Origin of the sequence: Streptomyces sp. NPDC101776, from assembly GCF_044766845.1 — a bacterium.
GTDB lineage: Bacteria > Actinomycetota > Actinomycetes > Streptomycetales > Streptomycetaceae > Streptomyces.
Map to the genome: position 1 here is coordinate 92,718 of NZ_JBIWMV010000018.1, position 23,274 is coordinate 115,991.

Annotated in this window: 20 protein-coding genes; 16 read left to right on the forward strand and 4 right to left on the reverse strand. The window is 69.5% G+C overall.

The genetic code is table 11. The features are described 5' to 3' along the window. Positions 1–168: 168 nt before the first annotated feature. The 16 genes from ACIRRY_RS38980 to ACIRRY_RS39055 all read left to right on the forward strand — a co-directional run bounded on the left by ACIRRY_RS38980 (position 169) and on the right by ACIRRY_RS39055 (position 17,857). Positions 169–756 (forward strand): TIGR03086 family metal-binding protein, encoded by a 588-nt coding sequence (locus ACIRRY_RS38980; protein WP_403982717.1) that lies wholly within the window; start codon positions 169–171, stop codon positions 754–756. 216 nt (positions 757–972) lie between these two features. After that, the gene (locus tag ACIRRY_RS38985) at positions 973–1,722 is read left to right on the forward strand and encodes an MBL fold metallo-hydrolase (protein ID WP_403982719.1); all 750 of its coding nucleotides are present in this window, start codon (positions 973–975) and stop codon (positions 1,720–1,722) included. 176 nt (positions 1,723–1,898) lie between these two features. Then, entirely contained in the window at positions 1,899–2,567 is a 669-nt protein-coding gene (locus ACIRRY_RS38990; RefSeq protein ID WP_403982722.1) for a GntR family transcriptional regulator, read from the forward strand. Further along, positions 2,564–3,472 carry a dihydrodipicolinate synthase family protein gene (locus tag ACIRRY_RS38995; RefSeq protein WP_403982725.1) on the forward strand — a complete coding sequence of 303 codons (909 nt, stop codon included), beginning with the start codon at positions 2,564–2,566 and terminating at the stop codon, positions 3,470–3,472. Before ACIRRY_RS38990 ends, ACIRRY_RS38995 begins: the two co-directional genes overlap by 4 nt. Further along, positions 3,460–5,190 (forward strand): L-arabinonate dehydratase, encoded by a 1,731-nt coding sequence (gene araD / locus ACIRRY_RS39000; protein WP_403982727.1) that lies wholly within the window; start codon positions 3,460–3,462, stop codon positions 5,188–5,190. The genes ACIRRY_RS38995 and araD overlap by 13 nt, the downstream gene beginning before the upstream one ends. A gap of 98 nt (positions 5,191–5,288) precedes the next feature. Beyond that, the gene (locus ACIRRY_RS39005) at positions 5,289–6,224 is read left to right on the forward strand and encodes a carbohydrate ABC transporter permease (RefSeq protein ID WP_403982730.1); all 936 of its coding nucleotides are present in this window, start codon (positions 5,289–5,291) and stop codon (positions 6,222–6,224) included. Further along, complete coding sequence (locus ACIRRY_RS39010; RefSeq protein WP_403982733.1) at positions 6,221–7,105, forward strand: carbohydrate ABC transporter permease; 885 nt, start codon at positions 6,221–6,223, stop codon at positions 7,103–7,105. Before ACIRRY_RS39005 ends, ACIRRY_RS39010 begins: the two co-directional genes overlap by 4 nt. Before the next feature lie 49 nt (positions 7,106–7,154). Beyond that, the gene (locus ACIRRY_RS39015; RefSeq protein ID WP_403982736.1) at positions 7,155–8,384 is read left to right on the forward strand and encodes a Gfo/Idh/MocA family protein; all 1,230 of its coding nucleotides are present in this window, start codon (positions 7,155–7,157) and stop codon (positions 8,382–8,384) included. Beyond that, positions 8,384–9,229: a PmoA family protein gene (locus ACIRRY_RS39020; RefSeq protein WP_403982739.1), complete on the forward strand. Its 846-nt coding sequence runs from the start codon at positions 8,384–8,386 to the stop codon at positions 9,227–9,229. Before ACIRRY_RS39015 ends, ACIRRY_RS39020 begins: the two co-directional genes overlap by 1 nt. Next, complete coding sequence (locus ACIRRY_RS39025; protein ID WP_403982742.1) at positions 9,226–10,740, forward strand: family 43 glycosylhydrolase; 1,515 nt, start codon at positions 9,226–9,228, stop codon at positions 10,738–10,740. The genes ACIRRY_RS39020 and ACIRRY_RS39025 overlap by 4 nt, the downstream gene beginning before the upstream one ends. Positions 10,741–10,880: 140 nt before the next feature. Further along, complete coding sequence (locus ACIRRY_RS39030; RefSeq protein ID WP_403982745.1) at positions 10,881–12,218, forward strand: ABC transporter substrate-binding protein; 1,338 nt, start codon at positions 10,881–10,883, stop codon at positions 12,216–12,218. Between the two features lie 129 nt (positions 12,219–12,347). Next, entirely contained in the window at positions 12,348–13,136 is a 789-nt protein-coding gene (locus ACIRRY_RS39035; protein WP_403982748.1) for a rhamnogalacturonan acetylesterase, read from the forward strand. A gap of 47 nt (positions 13,137–13,183) precedes the next feature. After that, the gene (locus ACIRRY_RS39040; protein WP_403982750.1) at positions 13,184–14,464 is read left to right on the forward strand and encodes a polysaccharide lyase family 1 protein; all 1,281 of its coding nucleotides are present in this window, start codon (positions 13,184–13,186) and stop codon (positions 14,462–14,464) included. A 48-nt stretch (positions 14,465–14,512) separates the two neighbouring features. Beyond that, positions 14,513–15,676 (forward strand): pectinesterase family protein, encoded by a 1,164-nt coding sequence (locus ACIRRY_RS39045; RefSeq protein WP_403982753.1) that lies wholly within the window; start codon positions 14,513–14,515, stop codon positions 15,674–15,676. Positions 15,677–15,678: 2 nt separating this feature from the next. Continuing rightward, positions 15,679–16,701 (forward strand): pectinesterase family protein, encoded by a 1,023-nt coding sequence (locus tag ACIRRY_RS39050; RefSeq protein ID WP_403983033.1) that lies wholly within the window; start codon positions 15,679–15,681, stop codon positions 16,699–16,701. 43 nt (positions 16,702–16,744) lie between these two features. Further along, the gene (locus ACIRRY_RS39055; protein WP_403982755.1) at positions 16,745–17,857 is read left to right on the forward strand and encodes a chondroitinase-B domain-containing protein; all 1,113 of its coding nucleotides are present in this window, start codon (positions 16,745–16,747) and stop codon (positions 17,855–17,857) included. 78 nt (positions 17,858–17,935) lie between these two features. Here ACIRRY_RS39055 and ACIRRY_RS39060 read toward each other — a convergent pair whose 3' ends face one another. Genes ACIRRY_RS39060 through ACIRRY_RS39075 form a run of 4 tightly spaced genes read right to left on the reverse strand, consistent with a single transcriptional unit; the run spans position 17,936 to position 23,265 of the window. After that, complete coding sequence (locus ACIRRY_RS39060; RefSeq protein WP_403982758.1) at positions 17,936–18,160, reverse strand: hypothetical protein; 225 nt, start codon at positions 18,158–18,160, stop codon at positions 17,936–17,938. Between the two features lie 17 nt (positions 18,161–18,177). After that, positions 18,178–18,618, reverse strand: coding sequence for a hypothetical protein (locus tag ACIRRY_RS39065; RefSeq protein ID WP_403982760.1), 441 nt, complete (start codon positions 18,616–18,618; stop codon positions 18,178–18,180). A 17-nt stretch (positions 18,619–18,635) separates the two neighbouring features. Then, entirely contained in the window at positions 18,636–22,919 is a 4,284-nt protein-coding gene (locus tag ACIRRY_RS39070; RefSeq protein WP_403982763.1) for a DUF6531 domain-containing protein, read from the reverse strand. Further along, complete coding sequence (locus ACIRRY_RS39075) at positions 22,903–23,265, reverse strand: hypothetical protein (RefSeq protein WP_403982766.1); 363 nt, start codon at positions 23,263–23,265, stop codon at positions 22,903–22,905. The genes ACIRRY_RS39070 and ACIRRY_RS39075 overlap by 17 nt, the downstream gene beginning before the upstream one ends. Positions 23,266–23,274: the final 9 nt, after the last annotated feature.

Here is a 23,274-nt window from a genome sequence, read left to right on the forward strand (position 1 = left end):
CAGCAGGTCATCGTCGGCGATCGTGGCGACGGCGGACCCTACAAGGCCGGGCCCACGAGATACGCCCCCGCGGCGCGGTCCCGCACAGGGCGCGCGGGCGAGCGATGAGTTTCGGGGCCCTCGCCGGTCTACCTCACGAGTGGAGACCGCCCCCCGAAAGGAAAGCGCATGACCGACAGCCGCTTCGACCTCGGCCCGCAGACCCGCGTCGTCGCCCGTCTCGTCGAGGGCGTCACCGACGAGCAGCTCCCGGAGGTGACCCCGTGCCCCCGCACCGCCGTACGCAACATGCTGGGGCATCTGCTCGGCCTGTCCGTCGCCTTTCGGGACGCCGCGCGCAAGGATCTGGGCGTCATGACGGACACCGCACCGGACACCGGCGCCTCCGACATCGGCCCCGGCTGGCGCGAGGACTTCCCCAAGGTCCTCGACGGACTCGCCGAGGCCTGGCGCGACCCGGCCGCCTGGACCGGCATGACCCGCGCGGGCGGCATCGACCTCCCCGGCGCGGTCGCCGCCGCCGTCGTGGCCGACGAACTGGTCATCCACGGCTGGGACTTGGCCGTGGCCACCGGCCAGCCTTACGACCCCGACCCGGCCGCGCTGCAGACGTCGTACACCTTCCTGCTGGCGGCAGCCGAGGACCCGACCGGAGGCGGGGGCATCTTCGGACCGGTGGTCCTGGTCCCGACCGACGCACCCCTACTCGACCGGGCGGTGGGCCTGAGCGGACGGGACCCGGGCTGGAAGCCGTAGGTCGTGGAGGGGAGGACGCCTGGAACGGGCCAACTCCGCGCTGACGCCGTGGGGTTGCAGAGGAGCCCGTCCCGCCTCCCCGTGCGTCGCCGCCCCGAAGAGCACCGCGTCAGGGTACTGACCGCGGTGCCCAGGCGCGGGCGGTCCGAGGCCAGGCACCACGGAACGCCCTGAAATGTGAGTGCCGAGGCCCCCGGAACCGTACTCTTCCCCACCATGCCCCTCAGTCTGACCGTCCTCGGCACCGCCTCCCCGCATCCGCGCCCCGGCCGCCCCTGCTCCGGGTACCTGCTCCGCGGCGGCGGCGCCGAGGTGTGGGTGGACGCGGGCACCGGGACGTTCGCGGAGTTGCAGCGGCACACGGACCCGGCGCGGCTCACCGCGATCTGGATCTCGCATCTGCACGCCGACCACTGCGCCGATCTCCTCGCCGCGGCCTACGCGTTCGCCTTCGGCGGGATGACCCCGGCCGCCCCGATCCCGCTCTACGCCCCACAGGACTGCGCCCGCCGCCTCGCCGGCTTCTTCGGACAGCCGGACGTACGGTTCCTGAGCGGCGTCTTCGACTTCCGCACGCTCTACGACGGCCACTCCGTCCGGCACTGGAACCTCCGCCTCACCGCACGCGCCGTCGTCCACGACGTCGAGGCGTACGGGCTGCGCGCCGAGTGCCAGGGGAGCGTCCTCGCCTACTCCGGGGACAGCGGACCCTGCGAGGCGCTGGCCGAACTCGCGGGCGGCGCCGACGTGTTCCTCTGCGAGGCCGACATCGATCGGCATCGCGAAGGCGAACGCCAGGTGCACCTCACGCCGGAGGACGCCGGCGCCTGCGCCAAGGGCGCGCGCGAACTGCTCATCACCCACGTGGGCCCCACCCTCACCAGGGAAGCGGCGCTGGAGCGCGCAGCCGCGATCTTCCCCGGCCGGACCTCCGCCGCGCTCGAAGGCGTCACCAAGACCATGTGAACCGCGGCCATGTGAAGCGCTTTCTAGTTCTTCTGTCAGAAGCATTGACGAAACACAGGGCCGCTCCTACCTTCAACGCGTCGTACTTCGTACGTCATATATGAGACGCGATACGCGAGATCGGATATCCGAGAGCCGATCCGCGACCGCAGCCACGTGACATCCGAGAGGCGCGCATGACCTCTGTGCCCACGCCGATCCCGTCCCGCACGCAGTACGTGCAGGAGGAGATCAAACGCCGCATCCTCACCGGGCAGTTGACGCCGGGTCAGCCACTGGTCGAGACCGAACTCGCCGCACAGTTCGGGGTGTCCAAGACCCCGGTGCGCGAGGCGCTCAAGACCCTGGCCGGTACCGGGCTCGTCGTGATGAACCAGTACAAGGGCGTCACGGTGCGCATGGTGGACGCGGACATGGCGCGCGAGGTGTACGACGTCCGGCTGCTCCTCGAACCGGAGGCGCTACGGCGGGCCGTCCGTCGCCGTGCCTCCCTGGACGCCGCGCGCGACGCCCTGACCCGCGCCGACGTGGCGACCGACACCGCCGAACGCTCCCTCGCCAACCGGGAGTTCCACCGCGCCCTGTACCTGCCGTGCGGCAACCCGCTGCTCGGCCGGATGCTCGACGAGGTCCGCGACCAGGCCGCCCTCGTCTCCGCCGTCGCCTGGGCCGCCTCGCCCTCCTGGGAGCGGGAGGCCGGCGAACACCGGGACATCCTGCGGCTCGCCCTCGACGGCGACGCGGACGGCGCGGCGACCGCGCTGCACGCCCACATCGCGTCGTTCGTGCAACGGGCTTTCCCCGGCACCGAGTTGGAGACTCCCCGAGAGGACGGTCGGGCATGACGGCGACGTTCGAGGCCCAACGGGCCGCCCTGGCCGACGTGGTGGCGATCCCGGTGACCCCGTTCGCCGAGGACGGCGGCGTCGACCAGGACACCCACCGGGCCCTGCTGCGCCGACTGCTCGACGGCGGGATCGGCATCGTCACGCCCAACGGGAACACCGGAGAGTTCTACACCCTGACCCCTCAAGAGCGGCAGCTCGTCACGGAGTTGACCCTCGACGAGACGGGTGAGAGGGCCACCGTCCTCGTCGGCGTCGGCCACGACGTGCCCACCGCCATCGCCTCGGCCCGGCACGCCCTCGACCACGGCGCCCAGATGGTGATGATCCACCAGCCCGTCCACCCCTACGTCTCGCAGGGCGGTTGGGTCGACTACCACCGCGCCATCGCCGAGGCCGTGCCCGACCTGGGCGTCGTCCCGTACATCCGCAACGCCCAGCTCCTCGGCGCCCGCCTCGCCGAACTCGCCGACGACTGCCCGAACGTCATCGGCGTCAAGTACGCCGTCCCGGACGCGGCCCGCTTCGCCGCCTTCGCCCGGGACGCGGGGCTCGAACGCTTCGTGTGGGTGGCCGGGCTGGCCGAACCGTACGCGCCCTCCTACTTCTCGGCGGGCGCCACCGGCTTCACCTCAGGACTCGTGAACGTCGCCCCGTCCGTCTCGCTGAACATGATCGAAGCGCTTCGATCAAGGGACTATCCCGGAGCCATGAAGGTATGGGAACAGATCCGCAGATTCGAGGAACTAAGGGCTGCGAACGGCTCCGCGAACAACGTCACGATCGTCAAGGAAGCGCTTGCGTCCCTCGGCCTGTGCCGCCGTGACGTACGGCCCCCCAGCAAGCCCCTGCCCGAGAGCGAGCGCGCCGAGGTCGCCGCGATAGCCGCCGGATGGTCCGTATGAAGGCACCGGAAGAGCTCAGAAGCCACCAGTGGTACGGCACCGACGGGCTGCGCTCCTTCAGCCACCGGGCCCGCACCCGCCAGCTCGGCTATCTCCCCGAGGAACACCTCGGCAAGCCCGTCATCGCGATCCTCAACACCTGGTCGGACATCAATCCCTGTCATGTGCACCTCCGGGACCGCGCCCAGGCGGTCAAGCGGGGCGTGTGGCAGGCGGGCGGCTTCCCCCTCGAATTCCCGGTCTCCACGCTCAGCGAGACCTTCCAGAAGCCGACCCCGATGCTCTACCGCAACCTCCTCGCGATGGAGACCGAGGAACTGCTGCGGTCGTATCCCGTCGACGGTGCCGTGCTCATGGGCGGCTGCGACAAGTCGACGCCCGCGCTGCTCATGGGCGCCGCGAGCGTCGACCTGCCCACCGTCTTCGTCCCCGCCGGACCCATGCTCCCGGGCCACTGGCGCAACGAGATCCTCGGCTCCGGCACCGACATGTGGAAGTACTGGGACGACAAGCGCGCCGGCCTCATCGGCGACTGCGAGCTGACCGAGCTGGAGAGCGGCCTGGCGCGTTCGCCCGGCCACTGCATGACCATGGGGACCGCGTCCACGCTGACGGCGGCGGCCGAGGCGCTGGGCGTGACCGTGCCGGGCGCCTCCAGCATCCCCGCCGTGGACTCGGGGCACGATCGGATGGCCGCGCAATCCGGCATGAGGATCGTTGAACAAGTCCACAAAGGGCGTGTTCTCTCGTCGATCCTCACCCAGGACGCCTTCGCGGACGCGGTCACCACCGTCCTCGGCCTCGGCGGCTCGACCAACGCCGTGATCCACCTGATCGCCATGGCCGGCCGCGCGGGCGTCCACCTCACGCTCGACGACTTCGACCGCATCGCCCGCACGGTCCCGGTCCTCGCGAACGTACGGCCCGGCGGACGGACGTACCTCATGGAGGACTTCCACTTCGCCGGCGGCCTGCCCGGCTTCCTCTCCCGGATCACCGACCTGCTCCACCTGGACCGCCCGACCGTCTCCCACGACACCCTGCGCGAACAGCTCGCGGGCGCCCAGGTGCACAACGACGACGTGATCCGTCCACGCGACAACCCGGTGGCAAGCGAAGGAGGGGTCGCCGTCCTGCGCGGCAACCTCTGCCCCGACGGCGCCGTCATCAAGCACATCGCCGCCGAACCCCACCTGCTCAAACACGCCGGCCCCGCGGTCGTCTTCGACGACTACCGGACCATGCAACGCACCATCAACGACCCGGAGTTGGACATCACCGCCGACAGCGTGCTGGTGCTGCGCAACGCGGGCCCCAAGGGCGGACCGGGCATGCCCGAGTACGGCATGCTCCCGATCCCCGACCACCTGCTCAAGAAGGGCGTCCGGGACATGGTCCGCATCTCCGACGCCCGGATGAGCGGCACGAGTTACGGCGCGTGCGTGCTGCACATCGCGCCCGAGTCGTATGTCGGCGGACCACTGGCGCTCGTCCGGACCGGGGACACCATCACCCTGGACGTCGAGGCTCGCACCCTCCAACTCAACGTGGACGATGAGGAGTTGACGCGGCGCAGGGCGGAGTGGACACCGCCGCCCGCACGGTACGAGCGCGGCTACGGCGCGCTCTACAACGAACAGATCACCCAGGCGGACACCGGCTGCGACTTCGAGTTCCTCGCCCGGCCGGGCAAGGTGCCTGATCCGTACGCCGGTTGAGCACCCCCGTACCCCCCGTCCTTCGCACGCCCGTCGAGCAAGCGCTTCCTGCACTGAGCGTCCCGCACCGAGCGTCCTGTACTGAACGGAGAACAGTCATGGCCCAAGCCGCAGCCGTGGCGAAACCGCCCGCGCCACCCCGGCGGCGCCGTGCCTCCGCGACCCCGCGCAGGCTCCCGTACCTGCTGATCGCCCCGGCCGGACTGCTCATGCTGGGCTTCATCGCCTACCCGGTCATCAGCGTCTTCTACTACAGCCTCCAGAACTACAACCCCACCAAACCCTGGCGCAACGGCTTCGCGGGCCTCGACAACTTCACCCACGCCTTCACCGACGACCCCCAGTTCTGGGACACGTTGACCTTCAGCGCCAAGTGGGTCGTCGTAGAGGTCGGCCTGCAACTCCTCTTCGGACTGGCCCTCGCGCTCATCGTCAACCAGACCTTCGTAGGGCGATCCATCGGCCGCGCGCTGGTGTTCTCCCCCTGGGCCGTGTCGGGCGTACTGACCTCCGCGATCTGGGTGCTCCTCTACAACTCCCAGACAGGCGTGACCCGTTACCTCGCCGACATGGGAATCGGCCAGTACGGCACGAGTTGGCTCTCCGACCCCTCAACGGTCTTCTCCGCAGCGGTGGTCGCGGACCTCTGGCGGGGCGTCCCCTTCTTCGCGATCCTCATCCTCGCCGACCTCCAGTCCGTGTCGAAGGACCTCTACGAGGCCGCCGAGGTGGACGGCGCGAGCCGCTTCCAGCAGTTCCTGCACATCACCCTGCCGCACCTCAAGGACGCGATCGTCCTGTCCACCCTGCTGCGCGCGGTCTGGGAGTTCAACAACGTCGACCTCCTCTACACCCTGACCGGCGGCGGCCCGGCCGGCGAGACGACCACGCTCCCGCTCTACGTCGCCAACACCAGCGTCGAGGCCCACAACTTCGGCTACGCCTCGGCCCTCACCACGGTCGCGTTCGTGATCCTGCTGTTCTTCTCGATCATCTATCTGCGGCTCAGCAAGTTCGGAGGCGGCGACAAGTGATCACCGAGATCGCCCCGGCCCGCGAGCGGGAGACCGCCGCACCGCACCAGCCGCGCAAGGCCCGCCGCGCCTGGGACGAGGTCCCGCGCTGGCAGATCTACGTCCCCCTGGGCATCTACCTCGTCTTCACCCTGATCCCCTTCTACTGGATCCTGCTCTTCGCGTTCCGCCCGGCCGGCTCGACCTCCCTGGTGCCCTGGCCGATGACCTTCGACCACTTCCAGAAGGTGTGGACGGAACGCAGCTTCGGCGTCTACTTCCAGAACAGCGTCTACGTCGGCGTGGCCACCCTGATCCTCACCACGGTCGTCGCGCTGGCCGGCGGCTACGCGCTCGCCCGCTTCGAGTTCAGGATCAAACGAGTCTTCATGCTGGCCCTGCTCTGCTCCCAATTCGTGCCGGGCGCCCTGCTGTTGGTCCCGCTGTTCCAGATCTTCGCCAAGCTCCAGATGATCAACTCGCTCGGCAGCGTCATCATCGCGGAGACCGTCTTCCAGCTCCCGCTGTCGATGATCCTGATCAGCGGCTTCATCCGGAACGTCCCGCAGTCCCTGGAGGAGGCCGCCTGGGTCGACGGCTGCAACCGCCTCACCGCGTTCCGCATCGTCGTCCTCCCACTCCTGCGGCCCGGGCTGATCGCCGTCGGCTCCTTCGCCTTCGTGCACGCCTGGAACCACTTCCTCTTCGCCCTGATGTTCCTGTCCGACCAGAGCAAGCAGACCATCCCGGTCGGCCTCAACACCCTGATGGGCGCGGACAGCGTCGACCTCGGCGCGCTCGCCGCCGGCGGCATCGTCGCGGCCGTACCCGTGGTGATCGTCTTCGCCTTCATCCAGAAGTGGCTGATCACCGGCTTCAGCGCGGGGGCGGTGAAGGGATGAGGCAACCGCTTACCCTGCTGGCGAAGATCGTCGAAGCAGGGAGAACCCCATGACATCCAAGACCGGTCCTACGGCCGTCACCGCATCCGTGGCCACGACCGCCCCCGCGCCCGCCGCCACGACGGTTCCCGCGCCCGTCTCCATGCCCGTCCCGGTCGTCCTGGCGGGTGCTCGGGGCCATGGCCGCTGGCACGTCGAGAACATCCGCCGACTCCAGGACAAGGGCCTCGTGCGCCTCGTCGGCCTCTGCGAGCTGACCCCCCTGACCGAGGAGGAGTTCGGTGCCGAACTCCCGTCCCAGTCACCGGACTTCGGGGCGCTCCTCGACGCCACCGGCGCCCGGGTGGCCGTGATCTGCACCCCGATCCCGACCCACACGGACCTCGCCCTGGCCGCCGCGAAGCGCGGCGTGCACCTGCTCCTGGAGAAGCCGCCCGCCCCGTCGTACGCCGAGTTCCGCCGGATGGCAGACGGGGTCGCCGCGGCCGGGGTGGCCTGCCAGATCGGGTTCCAGTCGCTCGGCTCGCACGCCGTGCCCGCGATCCGGAAGCTGATCGCCGAGGGCGCGATCGGCACCCTGACCGGGGTCGGCGGGGCCGGTGCCTGGGCGCGGGACGAGGCGTACTACCGACGCGCCCCCTGGGCGGGCAAGCGGCGCCTGAACGGCGTCGACGTGATCGACGGCGCGCTGACGAACCCCCTCGCGCACGCCGTCGCCACCGCCCTCGCCCTCAACGGCACGACCCGCGCCGAGGACGTCACCCGCATCGAGACCGAACTCGTCCGGGCCAACGACATCGAGTCCGACGACACCTCCTGCGTCCGCGTCACCACCGTCCAGGGCCGCCCGGTCACCGTCGCCGTGACGCTCTGCGCCGAACACCCCGGCGAGCCCTACGTGTTGGTGCACGGCAGCGAAGGACGGATCACCTACTGGTACAAGCAGGACCGCGCCCTGCTCCAGCGGGCCGGCCACGGCCCCGAGGAGTTCGAGTACGGCAGCACGGACCTGCTGGAGAACCTGGTCGCCCATCTCATCGACGGCGAGGCGCTGTTGGTCGAACCGGACGCGACCGGCGCCTTCATGAAGGTGGTCGAGGCGATCCGCGAGGCCCCCGACCCGGCCCAACTCCCCACCAATGCCTGGAACTTGATCTCCACCGAGAACCGCCGGGTCGTCCCCGGCATCGACGCGCTGGTCACGGCGGCGGCCGACACCCTCGCCCTCTACTCAGAGCTGGGCGCCCCCTGGGCCCCACCGAAAGAGGTGAGCCCTTGATGATCACCCACGACACGCCGGTGCTCCGCGTCGCGGGCCGCCCGGTCGCCCGGTACGTCACCCGGCCCGAGCTGCCCGACCGGCTCTCCCCGCGCCCCTATCTGCACCCTGTCACCACCCTGTCCGGTACGACGGTCACCGAGTTGAGCCCCGTCGACCACACCCACCACCTCGGCGTCGGTGTCGCCGTTCCCGACGTCGAGGGGCACAACTTCTGGGGCGGCCGGACGTACGTCCGCGACGAGGGCCCCACGGAACTGGACAACCACGGCGCCCAACGCCACTCCGGCTTCCAGCTCCGCGACCCCGACGGCTTCGTCGAGGAACTCCGCTGGGTCGCCTCCGGCGTCGAGCTGCTCCGCGAACGCCGTACGGTCGCCGCCACCGAACTCACCGACACCGCCTGGGCGTTGGACTTCACCTTCTCGCTCACCAACGTGACGCCCGACCCCTTGTCGATCGGCAGCCCGGCCACCAACGGCCGCCCCGGCGCCGCGTACGGCGGCTTCTTCTGGCGGGCCCGCAAGGAGGCCGACACCCCGCGCGTCTTCACCGCCGACCGCGAGGGCGAACCGGCCGTCCACGGCACCCACGCCGACTGGCTCGCCCTCGCCGGCCCCGGCTGGACGCTGGTCTTCGCCGGTGCCACGGACCGCACCCGCCAGGACCCGTGGTTCGTCCGCACCACCGAATTCCCGGGCGTGGGCGCGTCGTTGGCGACGGACGAGCGGCTGCCGATCCCGCCCGGCGACACGGTCGTACGACGGATCGTCACGGTCGTCGCGGACGGCCGCCTGGACCGGGGCGAGGCGGCGGTGCTGGTGCGGAAGGCGGTCGGCCAATGACCCACGAGACGTACACGAACCCCGTCCTGAACGCCGACTGGTCCGACCCGGACGCCATCGGCGTCGGCGACGACTTCTACCTCACCGCGTCCAGCTTCGGCCGCGTACCGGGCCTGCCACTGCTGCACTCCCGCGACCTGGTCAGTTGGACCCTGATCGGCCACGCCCTCCAACGCCTGGAACCGGCTGAGGAGTTCAGGACTCCACGGCACGACTGCGGCGTCTGGGCGCCCGCGTTGAGGTACCACGACGAACGCTTCTGGATCTTCTGGGGCGACCCCGACCAGGGCATCTTCCAGATCAACGCCCCCGAGATCAGGGGCCCTTGGACCCGCCCCCACCTCCTCAAGGAGGGCAAGGGCCTCATCGACCCGTGCCCCCTGTGGGACGACGAGAACGACGACGAGGCCTACTTAGTCCACGCCTGGGCCAAGTCCCGCGCGGGCGTCAACAACCGCCTCACCGGCCACCGTATGCACCCCGACGGCACGACCCTGCTCGACGACGGCAAGGTGATCGTCGACGCGGACCGCCTCCCCGGCTGGTTCACCCTGGAGGGCCCCAAGGTCCACCAACACGACGGCTGGTTCTGGATCCTGGCGCCCGCAGGGGGAGTCGGGACCGGCTGGCAGGGCGCGTTCCGCTCACGCGGCTTCTTCGGGCCGTACGAGGAGAAGGTCGTCCTGGAACAACGGGACACCGACGTCAACGGCCCCCACCAGGGCGCGTGGGTGCGCACCCCGTCCGGTGAGGACTGGTTCCTGCACTTCCAACAGCGCGGCGCCCACGGCCGAGTCGTCCACCTCCAGCCGATGCGCTGGGGCGACGACGGCTGGCCGGTGATCGGCGACGAGGGCGCCCCCGTGGCCGTACACCCGAAACCCGACCTCCCGCCGCAGCCGCCCGCCGCGCCCGCCACCGACGACGAATTCCCCGGCGGACGGTACGGCCGCCAGTGGCAGTGGACCGCGAACCCCCAGGACGGCTGGGCGACCCACCACTCGGGCGACGGACTGCGACTGACCTGCGCCCGCACGCCCGACGGCCACGACCTGCGCCGTCTCCCGAACCTCCTCACCCAGCGACTGCCCGGCACGCCCGTCACGGTCGAGGTCGAACTGCGGCTCCACAGCGCGGAGTTGGGGGCACGGGCCGGGCTCGCCGTGCTGGGCGACGCGTACAGCTGGATCGGACTCCAGCGGGGCGCGGACGGAGAGGTGCGTTTCGTCCACCGCTTCGCCGACCCCGTCGCCGAGCGCGAACGGGACGCGGGGGAGTCCTGCCTCGCCCCCGACGCCCGCGTCCGGCTGCGGATCGAGATCGGCGCGGGGGCGCGCTGCCGCTTCTTCTACGACGTCGGGGGCGGGCCGCGTCCGACCGGTCGGGTGTTCGCCGCCACCCCCTGGCGCTGGGTCGGGGCCCTGCTCGGGCTCTTCGCGCTCGCGCCCGCCGGCGCGGGACATGCCGGCGCGGCCGTGTTCACGCGGTTCCGGATCAGTTCGGTTCAGTAACTCGTCCTGCCAGATCGTCCTGCTAACTCGCCCTGCCCGTACGCCTGTTGGGAGTCGCAATGACGCACCTCCGTAGCAAGCGCTTGCCAATGCCTTGCGCCCTCATGACCCCGCTGGATCCACAAGAAGAGAGCCGACCTATGAAGACCAGCATCCGCAGAAGCCGGCGTGCCGCGATGGCCGTCGCCCTGGGTTCCGTGCTCGCGCTCACCGCCACCGCCTGCGGCGACGACGGCAGCGGCGCCGCGGGGGACAAGGGTGACGAGGGCTCCGGCAAGGGCACGATCACGTTCTGGGACAACAACGGTGGTGTGCGCACCGACATCTGGAAGCAGATCATCGCGGACTTCGAGAAGAAGAACCCCACCATCAAGGTCAAGTACGTCGGGATTCCGGCCGCGAGCGCCCAGTCCAAGTACGACACCGCGATCCAGGGCGGCGGGCTGCCCGACGTCGGCGGGGTGGGGACCGCGGTGCTCGCCGAGGTCGCCGTGCAGGGGGCGCTGGAGCCGCTGGACAGCCGGCTCAAGTCCAGTTCCCTGAACGGGAAGTTGAGCCAGAACCTGCTCGACGTCAGCAAGTCCGCTGGCGGCGGGGACACGCTGTACCAGATCCCGACCTCCGCGAACAACGGCACGCTGTGGTACCGAACCGATCTGTTCAAGGCGGCGGGTCTTGACGCGCCGACCACCTGGTCGAAGTTCTACGCCGCCGCCGACAAACTGACCGACAAGGCGAAGAACAAGTTCGGCTTCACCATTCGCGGTGGAGAGGGGTCCATCGCGCCGGCCCTCGACGCGGTGTACGGGCAGACCGGGATCACGTCCTTCTGGAACGGCGACAAGACGACGGTCAACGACCCGAAGAACGTTGCCGCGTTGGCGAAGTACGTGAGCCTGTTCAAGAAGGACACGCCGTCCGCCGACCTCAACAACGACTTCACCAAGATGGTCGCGCAGTGGGACAGCGGCACGATCGGGATGCTCAGTCACAACCTCGGTTCCTATCAGGATCACCTGAAGGCGCTGGGCGCGGACAAGTTCAAGGGCATCCCCAATCCGACGCAGGACGACGGCACGCGGGTGCAGATCTCCAACCCCGTTGACGGGCTGAGTCTGTTCAAGTCCAGCAAGAACAAGGACGCGGCGTGGAAGTTCATCGAGTTCGCGGTTTCCGCGGCGGAGAACTCCAAGTACAACGAGTCCGCGGGGCAGGTTCCGGCTAACACGGACGCGGCTCGCTCCGCGTGGATTCAGAAGTCTGAGCCGACTCAGTTGGCGGCGGAGGCGCTCAACGGGGCGTCCACGAAGATTGTGCAGCTGCCGTATTACCTGCCGGACTGGAACACGATCTCCAAGGCGGACAACGAGCCGAATTTCCAGAAGCTGTTGCTGGGGAAGGTGACGGCGAAGGAGTTTCTGGACACGTTGGCCGACCAGTTGAACGCGGCGCAGGCGGATTGGAAGAAGAACCACTGAGTTGGGTGGTTTCGGATTGTGGGGGGCTGCGGGCCGGTGGGGGCTGGTCGTGCCCACGCGGCGGAGCCGCATATTCGACACAGGCCCGCGCCCCTAAAGACAAAAGACAAAGCCGGAAGGTGAGCCATCGTGTCCCTTACCCGCAGACAGGTCGCCCTTGCTGGTCTTGCCGCTGTTCCCTTACGAGGCGGTCTACAGAAGGGCCGGACTCTCTACATCGCCGGTGATTCCACCGCCGCCCAGAAGCACTCCACCGAAGCGCCCGAAACCGGGTGGGGAATGGCGCTTCCCTTCTTTCTGCGGAGGGGAGTTGAAGTCGCCAACCATGCCGTGAATGGCCGGAGTTCGAAGAGTTTCATCGACGAGGGTCGGTTGGAGGAGATTCTCTCCGGCATCCGGCCCGGTGATCTCCTCCTCGTCCAGTTCGCGCACAACGACGAGAAGATCGCAGATCCCACCCGCTACACCGAGCCCTGGACCACGTACCAGGACTATCTGCGGCTGTACATCGAAGGGGCCCGCAGCCGTGGCGCACGGCCCGTGCTCGCCACCCCCGTGGAGCGCCGCAGGTTCGACGCGGACGGCAACGCCCTTCCCACCCACGGGGATTACCCGGCCGCGATGCGCGCGCTCGCCCGGCAGGAGCGCGTCGCGCTGCTCGACATCGAGGCGTTGTCGCTGGCGTTGTGGCAGCGGCTCGGGGTCGAGGAGACGAAGGTCTATTTCAACTGGACCGACACCGAGCAGGACAACACACACTTCAATCCGCCCGGTGCGATCGCCGTGGCGCGGCTGGTGGCGCGGGAGTTGCTGCGCACCCGGGTGCTCGCGCCGCGTGAGGTCCATCGGCTGCGCGACGACATTCCCACGTCCTGGATCACCTGGCCCGAGGCGACCGACGTCTCGGACCTCCGCTGAGCAAGGAGAACCGCACAGTGCGCATATCTATGTGTCATGGACGCGTCATGACTTCGCTCGTGGGGTGCACGGCACTCGCTCTCGCCCTCACCGGCACCACCGCCCAGGCCCATCCCCGCAGCCTCGCCCGCGAGACCCTCGGTGCGGGGGACGGCTGGGCGTCGTACGGCACCGGCACCAGCGGTGGCGCCGCCGCCACCCCCGAACACGTCTACACCGTCTCCAACTGGGCTGATTTCAAAGCCGCGTTGGCCGCCGGCGGTACCGCGCCGAAGATCATCAGAATCAAGGGGGTCATCGACGCCAACGCCGAGGGCTGCGACTCCTTCGCCGCGCCCGGCTACGACTTCGCCCAGTACCTCGCCACCTACGACCCCGCCGTCTGGGGCTACGACCAGAACCTCGACGCCGAACCGGCCGACAGCCCCGAGGGCCTGCGCCGGGTGTCGGCCGCCAACCAGAACAAGGTCATCAAGGCGGCCGTCCCCGCCAACACCACCATCGTCGGCATCGGCAGGAACGCCGGCTTCAAGGGCGCGAGCCTCCAGATCACGGCCGTCGACAACGTCATCGTCCGCAATCTCGCCTTCGAGAGTCCGCTCGACTGCTTCCCGCAGTGGGACCCGACCGACGGCGACACCGGCAACTGGAACTCCGAGTACGACAGCGCCGTCATCTACGGCTCCACCCATGTGTGGCTGGACCACAACACGTTCACCGACGGCGACCACCCGGACAGCTCGCTGCCCACCTACTACGGGCGGATCTTCGAGCAGCACGACGGCGAACTCGACATCGTCAAGGGCGCCGACTACGTCACCGCCTCCTGGAACGTCTTCACCGACCACGACAAGACGATCCTCATCGGCAACAGCGACAGTGCTTCGACCGCCGCCGTCGACCGTGGGCATCTGAAGGTCACGCTCCACCACAACCTGTTCTCCAACCTCGTCGAGCGCGCACCCCGCGTCCGCTTCGGTCAAGTCGACTCCTACAACAACCACTTCGTCGCCGAGCCCGGATACGGCTACAGCTACGGCATCGGTCTGGAGTCCCAACTCGTCGCGGAACACAACGCGTTCACGGTCCCGGCCGGCATCTCCGAGGCGACCATCCTCAAGAAGTGGTCCGAGGCGCGGCTCTCCGCCGACGACAACTACGTCAACGGCACCCTCACCGACCTGATCGCCGTCCACAACGCCGGTGTGCCCAGCGAGATCCTCCAGTCCGGCGCGGGCTGGACGCCCACCCTGCGCACGAAGGTCGACCCCGCGAGGGCCGTGCCGTTCATCGTCGACCGCAACGCCGGTGCGGGCCGACTGCGCTGACCCCTCGTCATCGCAGCATCTCGCCAACTCGTCATAAGGAGCACCCGCATGCCCTTGCACGAGCACCTCCGACATCCCCTGTCCAGACGGGGGTTCCTCGCGACCGGCACCGTCGCCGCGGGCACCGCGCTCGGCCTCGCTGCCGGCCCCGCCCGGGCCGCCACCCGGCCCCGCCCGTTCGGCCGCTACGGTTCACCGGCCGCGCGCCTCACCCCGCTCACCCTGTACGTCGACCCGCGCGGCCGGGGCGACTTCACCACCGTCCAGGCCGCCGTCACCGCCGCGACCGGCGCCGGGTACACCCTGGTCATCGCGCCCGGCGTCTACCGGGAGACGGTCACCGTCGGCGTCACGGACCCGGCGACCGGTCAACTCTCCGACGCGGCAAGCGAGATGACATGGCTCGGCGCCTCCGAGAACCCGCGTGCCGTCGTCATCGTCTACGACAACGCCAACGGCACCCGGAAACCCGACGGTTCGGGCACCTACGGCACCTCCGGCTCGGCCACCACCCTCATCCGCACCGACGGGTTCACCGCCCGCCGGATCACCTTCGCCAACGACTGGCTGCGCGCCGACCACCCCGACATCACCGGTACACAGGCGGTCGCGATCAAGGTGCAGGGCGACCGTTCGGCGTTCTTCGACTGCCACTTCCTGGGGCACCAAGACACGCTGTACGCCGACTCGTCGGCCCTCGGCGTCTTCGCCCGCCAGTACTACGCGCGCTGCTACGTCGAGGGAGACGTCGACTTCGTCTTCGGACGGGCGACCGCCGTCTACGACCACTGCCACTTCCGGACGCTCGACCGCACCGACCTGGCGACGGCACCGTACGGCTTCGTCTTCGCGCCCTCCACGGCGGTCGCCAACCCGCGCGGATACCTGGTGACGCGAAGTCGCGTGAGCAGCCAAGCACCGCGCGGCTACTACAAGTTGGCCCGGCCCTGGGTGCCCGGCTCGGACACCACCGCCCATCCGATGCTCACCGTGCGGGACACGGTGCTGGGCGCGGGGATCGACGCGGTGGCGCCGTACACCAACATGTCCGACACCTATCCCTGGCAGAGCCAGCGGTTCGCGGAGTACCGGAACACGGGCCCGGGTGCCGCGATCAGTGTCCCGGAGAACCGGCCCCAACTCAGCGCGGGACAGGCCGAGTCGGTGACGCCCGAGGTCTATCTCGGCGACTGGAGGCCGGGGCGGAGATGACCCTGCGCAGACGCACCCTCCTGACAGGAATCGCCGGAGGCCTGGTGGCCGTCGGCACGGCACCGGCCTTCGGTCTCGACCGGCGACGCGTCCTGCACGTGCGGCCCGGTGACTCGGTCCAGGCGGCCGTGGACGCGGTGGACGGCGGCGGCTGGACGATCGTCGTGCACCCCGGGACGTACCGCGAAGTCGTCAACGTGCCGACGAACAAAGGCGAGTTGACCCTGCGCGGCGGCGGGCGCGACCCGCGAGACGTCGTCATCGTCTACGACAACGCCAACGGGACGCAGAAACCGGACGGTTCGGGGACGTACGGCACGGCGGGCTCCGCGACCTTCACCTCGACGGCGCCCGGGCTGACCGTGCGGGACCTGACCCTGGCCAACGACTGGCTGCGCGCGGACCATCCGGAGATCACGGGGACGCAGGCGGTGGCCGCGTATGTGACGGGTGACCGCTCGCGGTTCTCGCACGTCAGGCTGCTCGCCCACCAGGACACCCTGTTCGTGGACACCTCGGCGCTGGACGCCTTCGACCGGCAGTACTTCACCCACTGCTACATCGAGGGAGACGTCGACTTCGTCTTCGGGCGGGCCACCGCCGTCTTCGCGGACTGCCACTTCCACACCCTCCAACGGGACGTTGCCTTCACGCCGAAGGGCATGGTCTTCGCCCCGTCCACCGCCCGCGCCAACCAGCACGGCATCCTCGCGGTCCGCTCGCGGATCACCTCCGGCGCCGAGGACGCCGCGTACAAGCTGGCCCGGCCGTGGGTCCCGTCGTACGAGACGACGGCCTGGCCGTCCCTCGTCGTGCGGGACACCCGGATCGGGCCCGGCATCGACCCGGTCGCGCCGTACACGAACATGCGTGACGCCTATCCCTGGCAGTCGATGCGCTTCCACGAGTACCGCGACACGGGACCGGGATCCGTGATCACCGTCCCGGAGAACCGGCCCCAACTCACAGCCGCCGATGCCGCGTTGCACACCCCCGCGACCTATCTCGGTGACTGGCGTCCCTGAAGTCCCCCTGTTCGCAACCGTACGAGGAAAGGACCGCACTCCTATGTCTCGTCGTACCGCTCTCACCCTCGGCACGGCCCTGGCGTTCGGCGCCGGGCTGGCCGTCCTCCCCACCCAGGCCCAGGCCGCCACGGTCGTCGTCGACACGACCGCCGAACTGACCAGCGCGATCTCAAGTGCCACCGCCGGCACGGTCATTCAGGTGCGCGGCGGCACGTACTACCCGACGACCACCCTCCAGTCCACGACGAACGGCACCTCGTCCTCGCCCGTCACGCTCACCGCGTACGGCTCGGAGACGGTGAAGATCGACGGTTCGTCGCTGGCGGCCGGCTCCTGGATCTTCAAGCTGACCGCCGACTACTGGAACGTCTCCAACCTGACCTTCCAGAACTCCCCGGACAGCGCGGTCGTCTGCCAGTCCTGCACCGGCACCAACTGGAACAACGTCAAGACCATCAACGGCGGCGACTCCGGCTTCACGCTCACCGGCGACGGCACCGTCAACAACACGGTCAAGAACCTTGACTCGTACGGCAATTACGACGCCGCCACGCACGGCGAGAACGCGGACGGGGTCGCCATCAAGTTCGGCTCCGGCAGCGGGAACCTCGTCACCGGCGCGCGTCTCTACAACAACTCGGACGACGGGATCGACTTCTGGTCCTTCTCCACGCCGGTGACCGTCGAACACACCTGGTCGTTCGGCAACGGCTACAACCGCTGGTCGGACTCGGCGTTTGCAGGTGACGGCAACGGCTTCAAACTGGGCGGTGACGGCGAGGTCGTCGCGCACGTCATCAACAACTCGGCCGCGTGGGGAAACGCGGGCAACGGCTTCACCGAGAACTCCAACACCGGCGCCCTCGTCATCAACCGCACCACCGCGTACGCCAACAGCAAGTGGGGCTACTACTTCGCCACCAGCTCCGCCAAGCTCGGCAAGAACCTCGCGGTGAGCAACGGCGGCGGCTCGGTGAGCAAGGGTTCCGCGGTCACCTCGTCCGGCAACAACTGGGACTCCGGCATCTCCACCCCGTCCTTCATCTCCACGGACGCGTCGACGACGTACAACGCGCGTTCGTCGAGCGGCACGCTGCCGTCCACGACGTTCCTGACGACGGGCAGCACGACGATCGGCGCGACGATGAACTGACCTGTGATGTGGGCCCAGTTCGGGTGTCGCGGGGCTGGGCCCACGCCCTCAGCGGACCGTCACGTTCGACGCGGTGGTTCAGTAGTAGTCCTCGCGCTTTCGCATCTGCCCAGTCGGCTCGATCTGCTCCCGGCGGAACTGGATCAGGCGGTCGTCGCCGTCGAACAGTACCGCGTAGGTGGGCTCGGTCGTCTCGTCCGCCGGCTCCGCGATGCCCAGGATCGCGCCTGCCTTCGCCAGCGATCCGGGCCTGTCGGGCGAGTCCACCACGCGCACTTCCGCGTAGAAGTCGAGGTCTGTCATCAGGGGACGGTGTCGGCTCACCGGACGGTCACGAAGCTCACGATCGGGCCGTCCTCCGAATCGGTCGCGGCGACCTCGAAGGCGCGGTCCGGGAAGGCGTCGGCCAGGGAGCGTCGCCATGAGGCCGCGATGTCCTCGGCCAACGCGAGGGCGCCGGCCTCGGATTCGTGGTCGTCCGGAATATCGATGTAGAGCCACAACCGCAGCTGATTCAGCATGGCCTCGACCGACGTCGCGTCGCCCCCCAACTGCTCCTGCCAGGCGCGGAAGTTGTCGGGCTCGTAGACGCGGTCCCACAGCACGCAGCCGTCCACCTCCACGAATCGCGGCATGAACACACGGGAGAACGCGGCCCATTCACCCAGGCCCGCCTCCTGCGAGAGATAGTCCAGGTAGTCGGTGCCACCGCCTACCGCTGCCGTCCACTCCCTGACGTCCGGGATGCTCTGGGGGTCCATGGGGTTCTTCTTCTCGCTCACTGAGGAAGCTCGTCGGGCCGGGCGGCCCGGGGCATCTTGTTCCAGGTGAGGAACACCTGACCGGTCTTGGGATTCACGTTCTTCGACGTCTCCAGCACATGGGGTGCCGGCACCCCACCGTGCGGCTTGGAACTCGGATCCACGTCGACCCGCTTGATGGGGAGGCCCTGATCGTCGTAGACAGCGTAGGCCGTCACGGTTCCGTCTTCCTTGCGGCGCACCAGGATCTCGTCCGGCTTGGCCGACTGGGGGAAACGGCCGCTGTGCGGGGTCGCGTTGGACAGATCGATGCCGCACTTCGGGGCCAGACCCAACGGGTCAGTCCAGCCCAGGGCGTTCGTCACATACGCGCTCGGATTGCCGGCGGGCTCCAGCCCGAGCGGGTCCTGGCTGATGTACCGGGCGGTCTCGGGGTCGTAATAGCGGTGCAGGTTGTAGTGCAGGCCCGTCTCGTCGTCCGCGTACTGGCCCGGGAAACGCAACGGGCAGTCGACTGTCGCCGGGTCGACCTCAGGGGCCGGGAGGCTGGTGCCCCACAGAGCTGTGCGTCGTTGCCACAGGAGGTCACCGGTCGCGGCGACCAACTCCGTGGGAGTGCCGACGGAGTCGGTCACCACGGCGAGGAAACGCGCGGCGAGCCCATGGCCGGTCTCCTCCGCGAGCCGAGCCAGGAACGACGCGTTGGGAGACGTCCGAGCCGGCCTGTGACCGGTCTGGGCCACCGGGCGAGCGCTGCCCGGCAGGTAGTCCCAGGTGGTGACCTGGCCGTCCGCCGCGGTCTGTTCCGCCAGACAGGTGTCGTCCCAGCCGAACTCCGTGCGCTCGGCCGTCGAACCGTCCTCGTTCAGACGCTCTTTGGAGACACGGCGGCCGAACGGGTCGTAGGCGTAGCGCCATTGGCCGCCGTCCGGGGTGACCACACCGGTGAGACGGTCCTCGTCGTTCCAGGCGTACGTCCAGGTACGGGTCTTGCCGCTCGGTAGTCTCCGGGTCCTGCGGACGAGGCGGCCCTGCGCGTCGTGCTGGTAGGAGGTGCGGCCGGCCGTGCGGACAAGGGTGCCGACGAACTCCCGCTCGCCGGGCGTGCCGTGGGCGGGCGCGGAGGCGCTGACGACGTTGCCCGTCGCGTCGTAGGCATAGGTCTCGGTCCAGCCGTGCGCGCGGACACCGGTGACGCGCCCCATCGCGTCGAGGTCGAACCGCCGTGTGCCGGAGGTGAGTTCGCGGATCTCGGTGAGGTAGCCGTCGGCCCGGTGGGCGTAAGTACGGTGCTGGAGAAGGCGGTCCGCGCCGGCCGACGGCGCGGCGGTGGTCAGGGTCTGAGAGGTCAGCCGCCCGGTGCTGCTCCAACTCTGCGTCAGCGTCACCTCCGCGTCGAGGTGACGTTCCGTCTCCCGGCCCGCGGCGTCGTGGACGAAGTCCAGGGTGCCCGCGGGTGAGCGCAAGGCCAACGGGCGTCCGGCGGGGTCGTACGTCCAGTCGGAGGCCAGCCCGGACGGCGTCACCCGGCGGGTACGGCGGCCGAGGGGGTCGTAAGTGTGCGTGGTCGTACGGCCGTTCACGGTCTCCGACAGCACGCGTCCCAGTGCGTCGCGCTCCAGCACGACCTCGGCATCCGCGTTGGCCGCCCGCGTCAGGCCGCCGTCCGGGCCGTAGGAGAACGTCGTGACGTGGTTCGTCCCGGCCGATCGCTGCTCCAGCACCCGCCCCAGAGCATCGCGTGTGAAGCCCAGCGTCTCTCCGGCACCGTTGGTGCGGAAGGCCAGGCGTCCCGTCGCGTCGTGCGCGTACGTCAGCGTCCGCCCGTCGAAGTCGGTCTCCCCGGTCAGCCGCCCGGCCTCGTCGTAGGTGTACGACCACGTCCGTCCCTGCGGATTGGTCACTTCCGTCAGCCGCATCTCCGTGTCGTACGCGAACTCGTACCGCGCCCCGTCCGGGTCGGTCCGTGAGGCGGGCACGTCGAAGTGGGCCGAGGAGTGGTGTGTGGTGTTGCCCGCGGCGTCCGTGTGGGTAAGGAGGTTGCCCTCCGCGTCCCACGTCCACGACTCCCTTGCCCCGTCGGCCAGTTCGCGCCAGGACGGCTTGCCCTCCGGGGTCCAGCCCATCCGGGTGGTGTGGCCCAGCGGGTCGGCGATCGCGGTGATCCGGCCGAAGGGGTCCCGGCGGAGCGACGTCGTGTGGCCCAACTCGTCGGTCAGGGACACCGGGAGACCGGCCGCGTCGTATGCCACTGTCCGGGTGTGGCCGAGCGCGTTCGTGATCGAGGTCGGGTGGCCCGCCGCGTCGTACGCGTAACGGGTCTCCGCGCCTGTCGGGTCGACCGTCGCCAGCAGGTTGCCCCGTTCGTCGTACGTGTGCCGCCATACCACCCCGCCCGGCTCCACGACCTCCGTCGGCAGGCCGAGCGCGTTGTACTCGGCGCGCGCCAACGCGCCGTCGGGCAGGGTGAGTTCGGTGAGGTTGCCCGCGTCGTCGTAGGAGTAGCGGGTCGTACGGCCCAGCGGATCCGTGACCGTGACGGGTCGCGCGCCGTACTCGTCCCAGCGGGTGCGCGTGACGTTGCCCAGCGGGTCCGTCTCCTCCTCGACCAGGCCCTCCGCGTTGTGACGGTGCGTGGAGACGCGGCCCTGCGAGTCCGTGTACGTCGTCGTGCGTGACGTGTCGTCGTAGGTGAGAGCGCCGGACAGGATGCCGTCGACGCCCTCGGTACGGACGACCCGGCCGCGCTCGTCGTAGACGTACCCGAACCAAGTCCCGTTCCGGTCCGTCCACTTGGTGACCCGGCCCAGCTCGTCGTACGCGAACCGCAGTGGTTCCCCAGTGGAGTTGACGACCTCCGTGAGGTTGCCGACTGCGTCGTAGCCGTAGCGCACGACGACCGTGCCCTCGCCCACCGGGCCGTCGGGGCCGTAGCGCGAAGGGGGTTCGTCGAGCAGACGCAGGGCCGTGATGCGGGGGCCCGTCGTGTCTACGGCGATGTAGTGGCCGCCGGAGTGACGGAGGCCGAACGGGACGCCTTCGTCGTCGCGTTCGACGTCGACACGGTTGCCGTTGCGGTCGGTCCAGGAGTCCAGCGCGAGGTGGAAGACGCCGAACGTGGGGGAGGGGACGGGGGCGGCGAAGGTGCGGACGACTCCCGTCGCCGGGTCGGTGACGGTCATCGCGCTGTCCGGCTTGCCGTCCCATTCCAGGGGCCAGCGGACGCCCTTGACCGGCAGGGTCGGGACGCCCGGTTCCGGTACCGGGTAGACCAGGCGCATGCCGTCCGCCGCCGCGAACACCACGCCCTCGCCGTCGATCTGGAGGCATTCGTCGAGGGTGGAGATCCAGGTTGGGCCGAAGCGGACGCCACCGCGGTACGAGGACAGGTGGGTGCGGGTGAACTCCAGCGGCAGGCTGCCCGGGAGCGCCAGGTCCGTCGCCGTCATCAGCATCGCGCCGGTCGCCACGTCGATCGGCTCGCCGACGCAGGGGGTGCGGTCGGCGTTGCGGGCGGCCGGGCCGAGTTCGACCAGGTCGGGGCGGAGCGAGGGCGGTCGTAGCAGCAGCGGTGTCGTGTCGCTGAACGCGCCCTCGATGCCCGCCTTGACGACTCCGCCGCCCGCGCCCAGCGCGCCGCCGAAGATCATGCCGTCCTTGGCCGCCTGGTTGACCTCGTCGAGGCTGAAGCCCTGCTGGAGACCGGTCGCGATCTTCAGGGGCTGGGCCACGGCCAGGTCGACGGTCACCGACTCGATCCCGCCGAAGGTGGCGGCGACCAGGGTGCCCGCGGCGATCTCGGCGATCGTCGTGGAGACCGCGACACCGAGGCCGGCGCCGAACTCGATGACCAGGTCGGCCGCCGCGACGGCCGCGCCGGAGGCCAGCCCCGCGGTGAAGAAGGCCAGCGCCACCCCGCCCGCGATCACGGCCGCGTCGATGCCGATCTGCGTCCAGAGCTTGTTGATGGCGTCGTCGATGGCGTCGGCGAACTTCTCCAGCGCGGTGGCCATGTCCCGCCCCGAGCCGGCCAGATCCTTCAGCCAGCCGCTGTCGTTCCCCTCGGCGTTCTTCGAGTACCGGCCCCAGAACTTGTCGAACGCCTCGATCGACTCACCCGTGTTGTTGTGGATGATCGAGGACGCGCTCTGCTGGACCGGGCCGCGCAGATCGTCCACGGCGTCCGCGAAGGTACGCCAGGCCGTCGCCGCCGAACGCAGCTTGCCGGAGTCGGCCTCCGGCCACCACAGGCCCAGATGCAGCAGGATCTTCCGGGCCTCGTCCTCAACGCTCACCGGCACCGTCCGCCTTCGTGACCTTCACTTCGGTGAACATCCCGGCGATCAACTCGTCGTTGTCGACATGACCGTCCGCCATGTCGGTCATCGCCTCGTGAATGCTCGTCAGACCCAGCACCAGCGTGCCCGCCGCGCTCTCGATCTTCTTCTGCAAGGGCTTGTAGGAGTCGCCGAACTCCTTGCCCTGCTTGTCGTTCCCCCAGGGCTCGCCCAGCCCGTCGAGGGACTTCACGAGCGCGGTCAGCGCCTTGCCCAGATCAACTGCCGCCGTCTGGAAGTCCGGTGCCGCCCGCTTCACATCGGCGGTCCTGATGTCGAGGACCTTGGCCGGGTCCTTGCCGTCACCCATCGCGCGTTC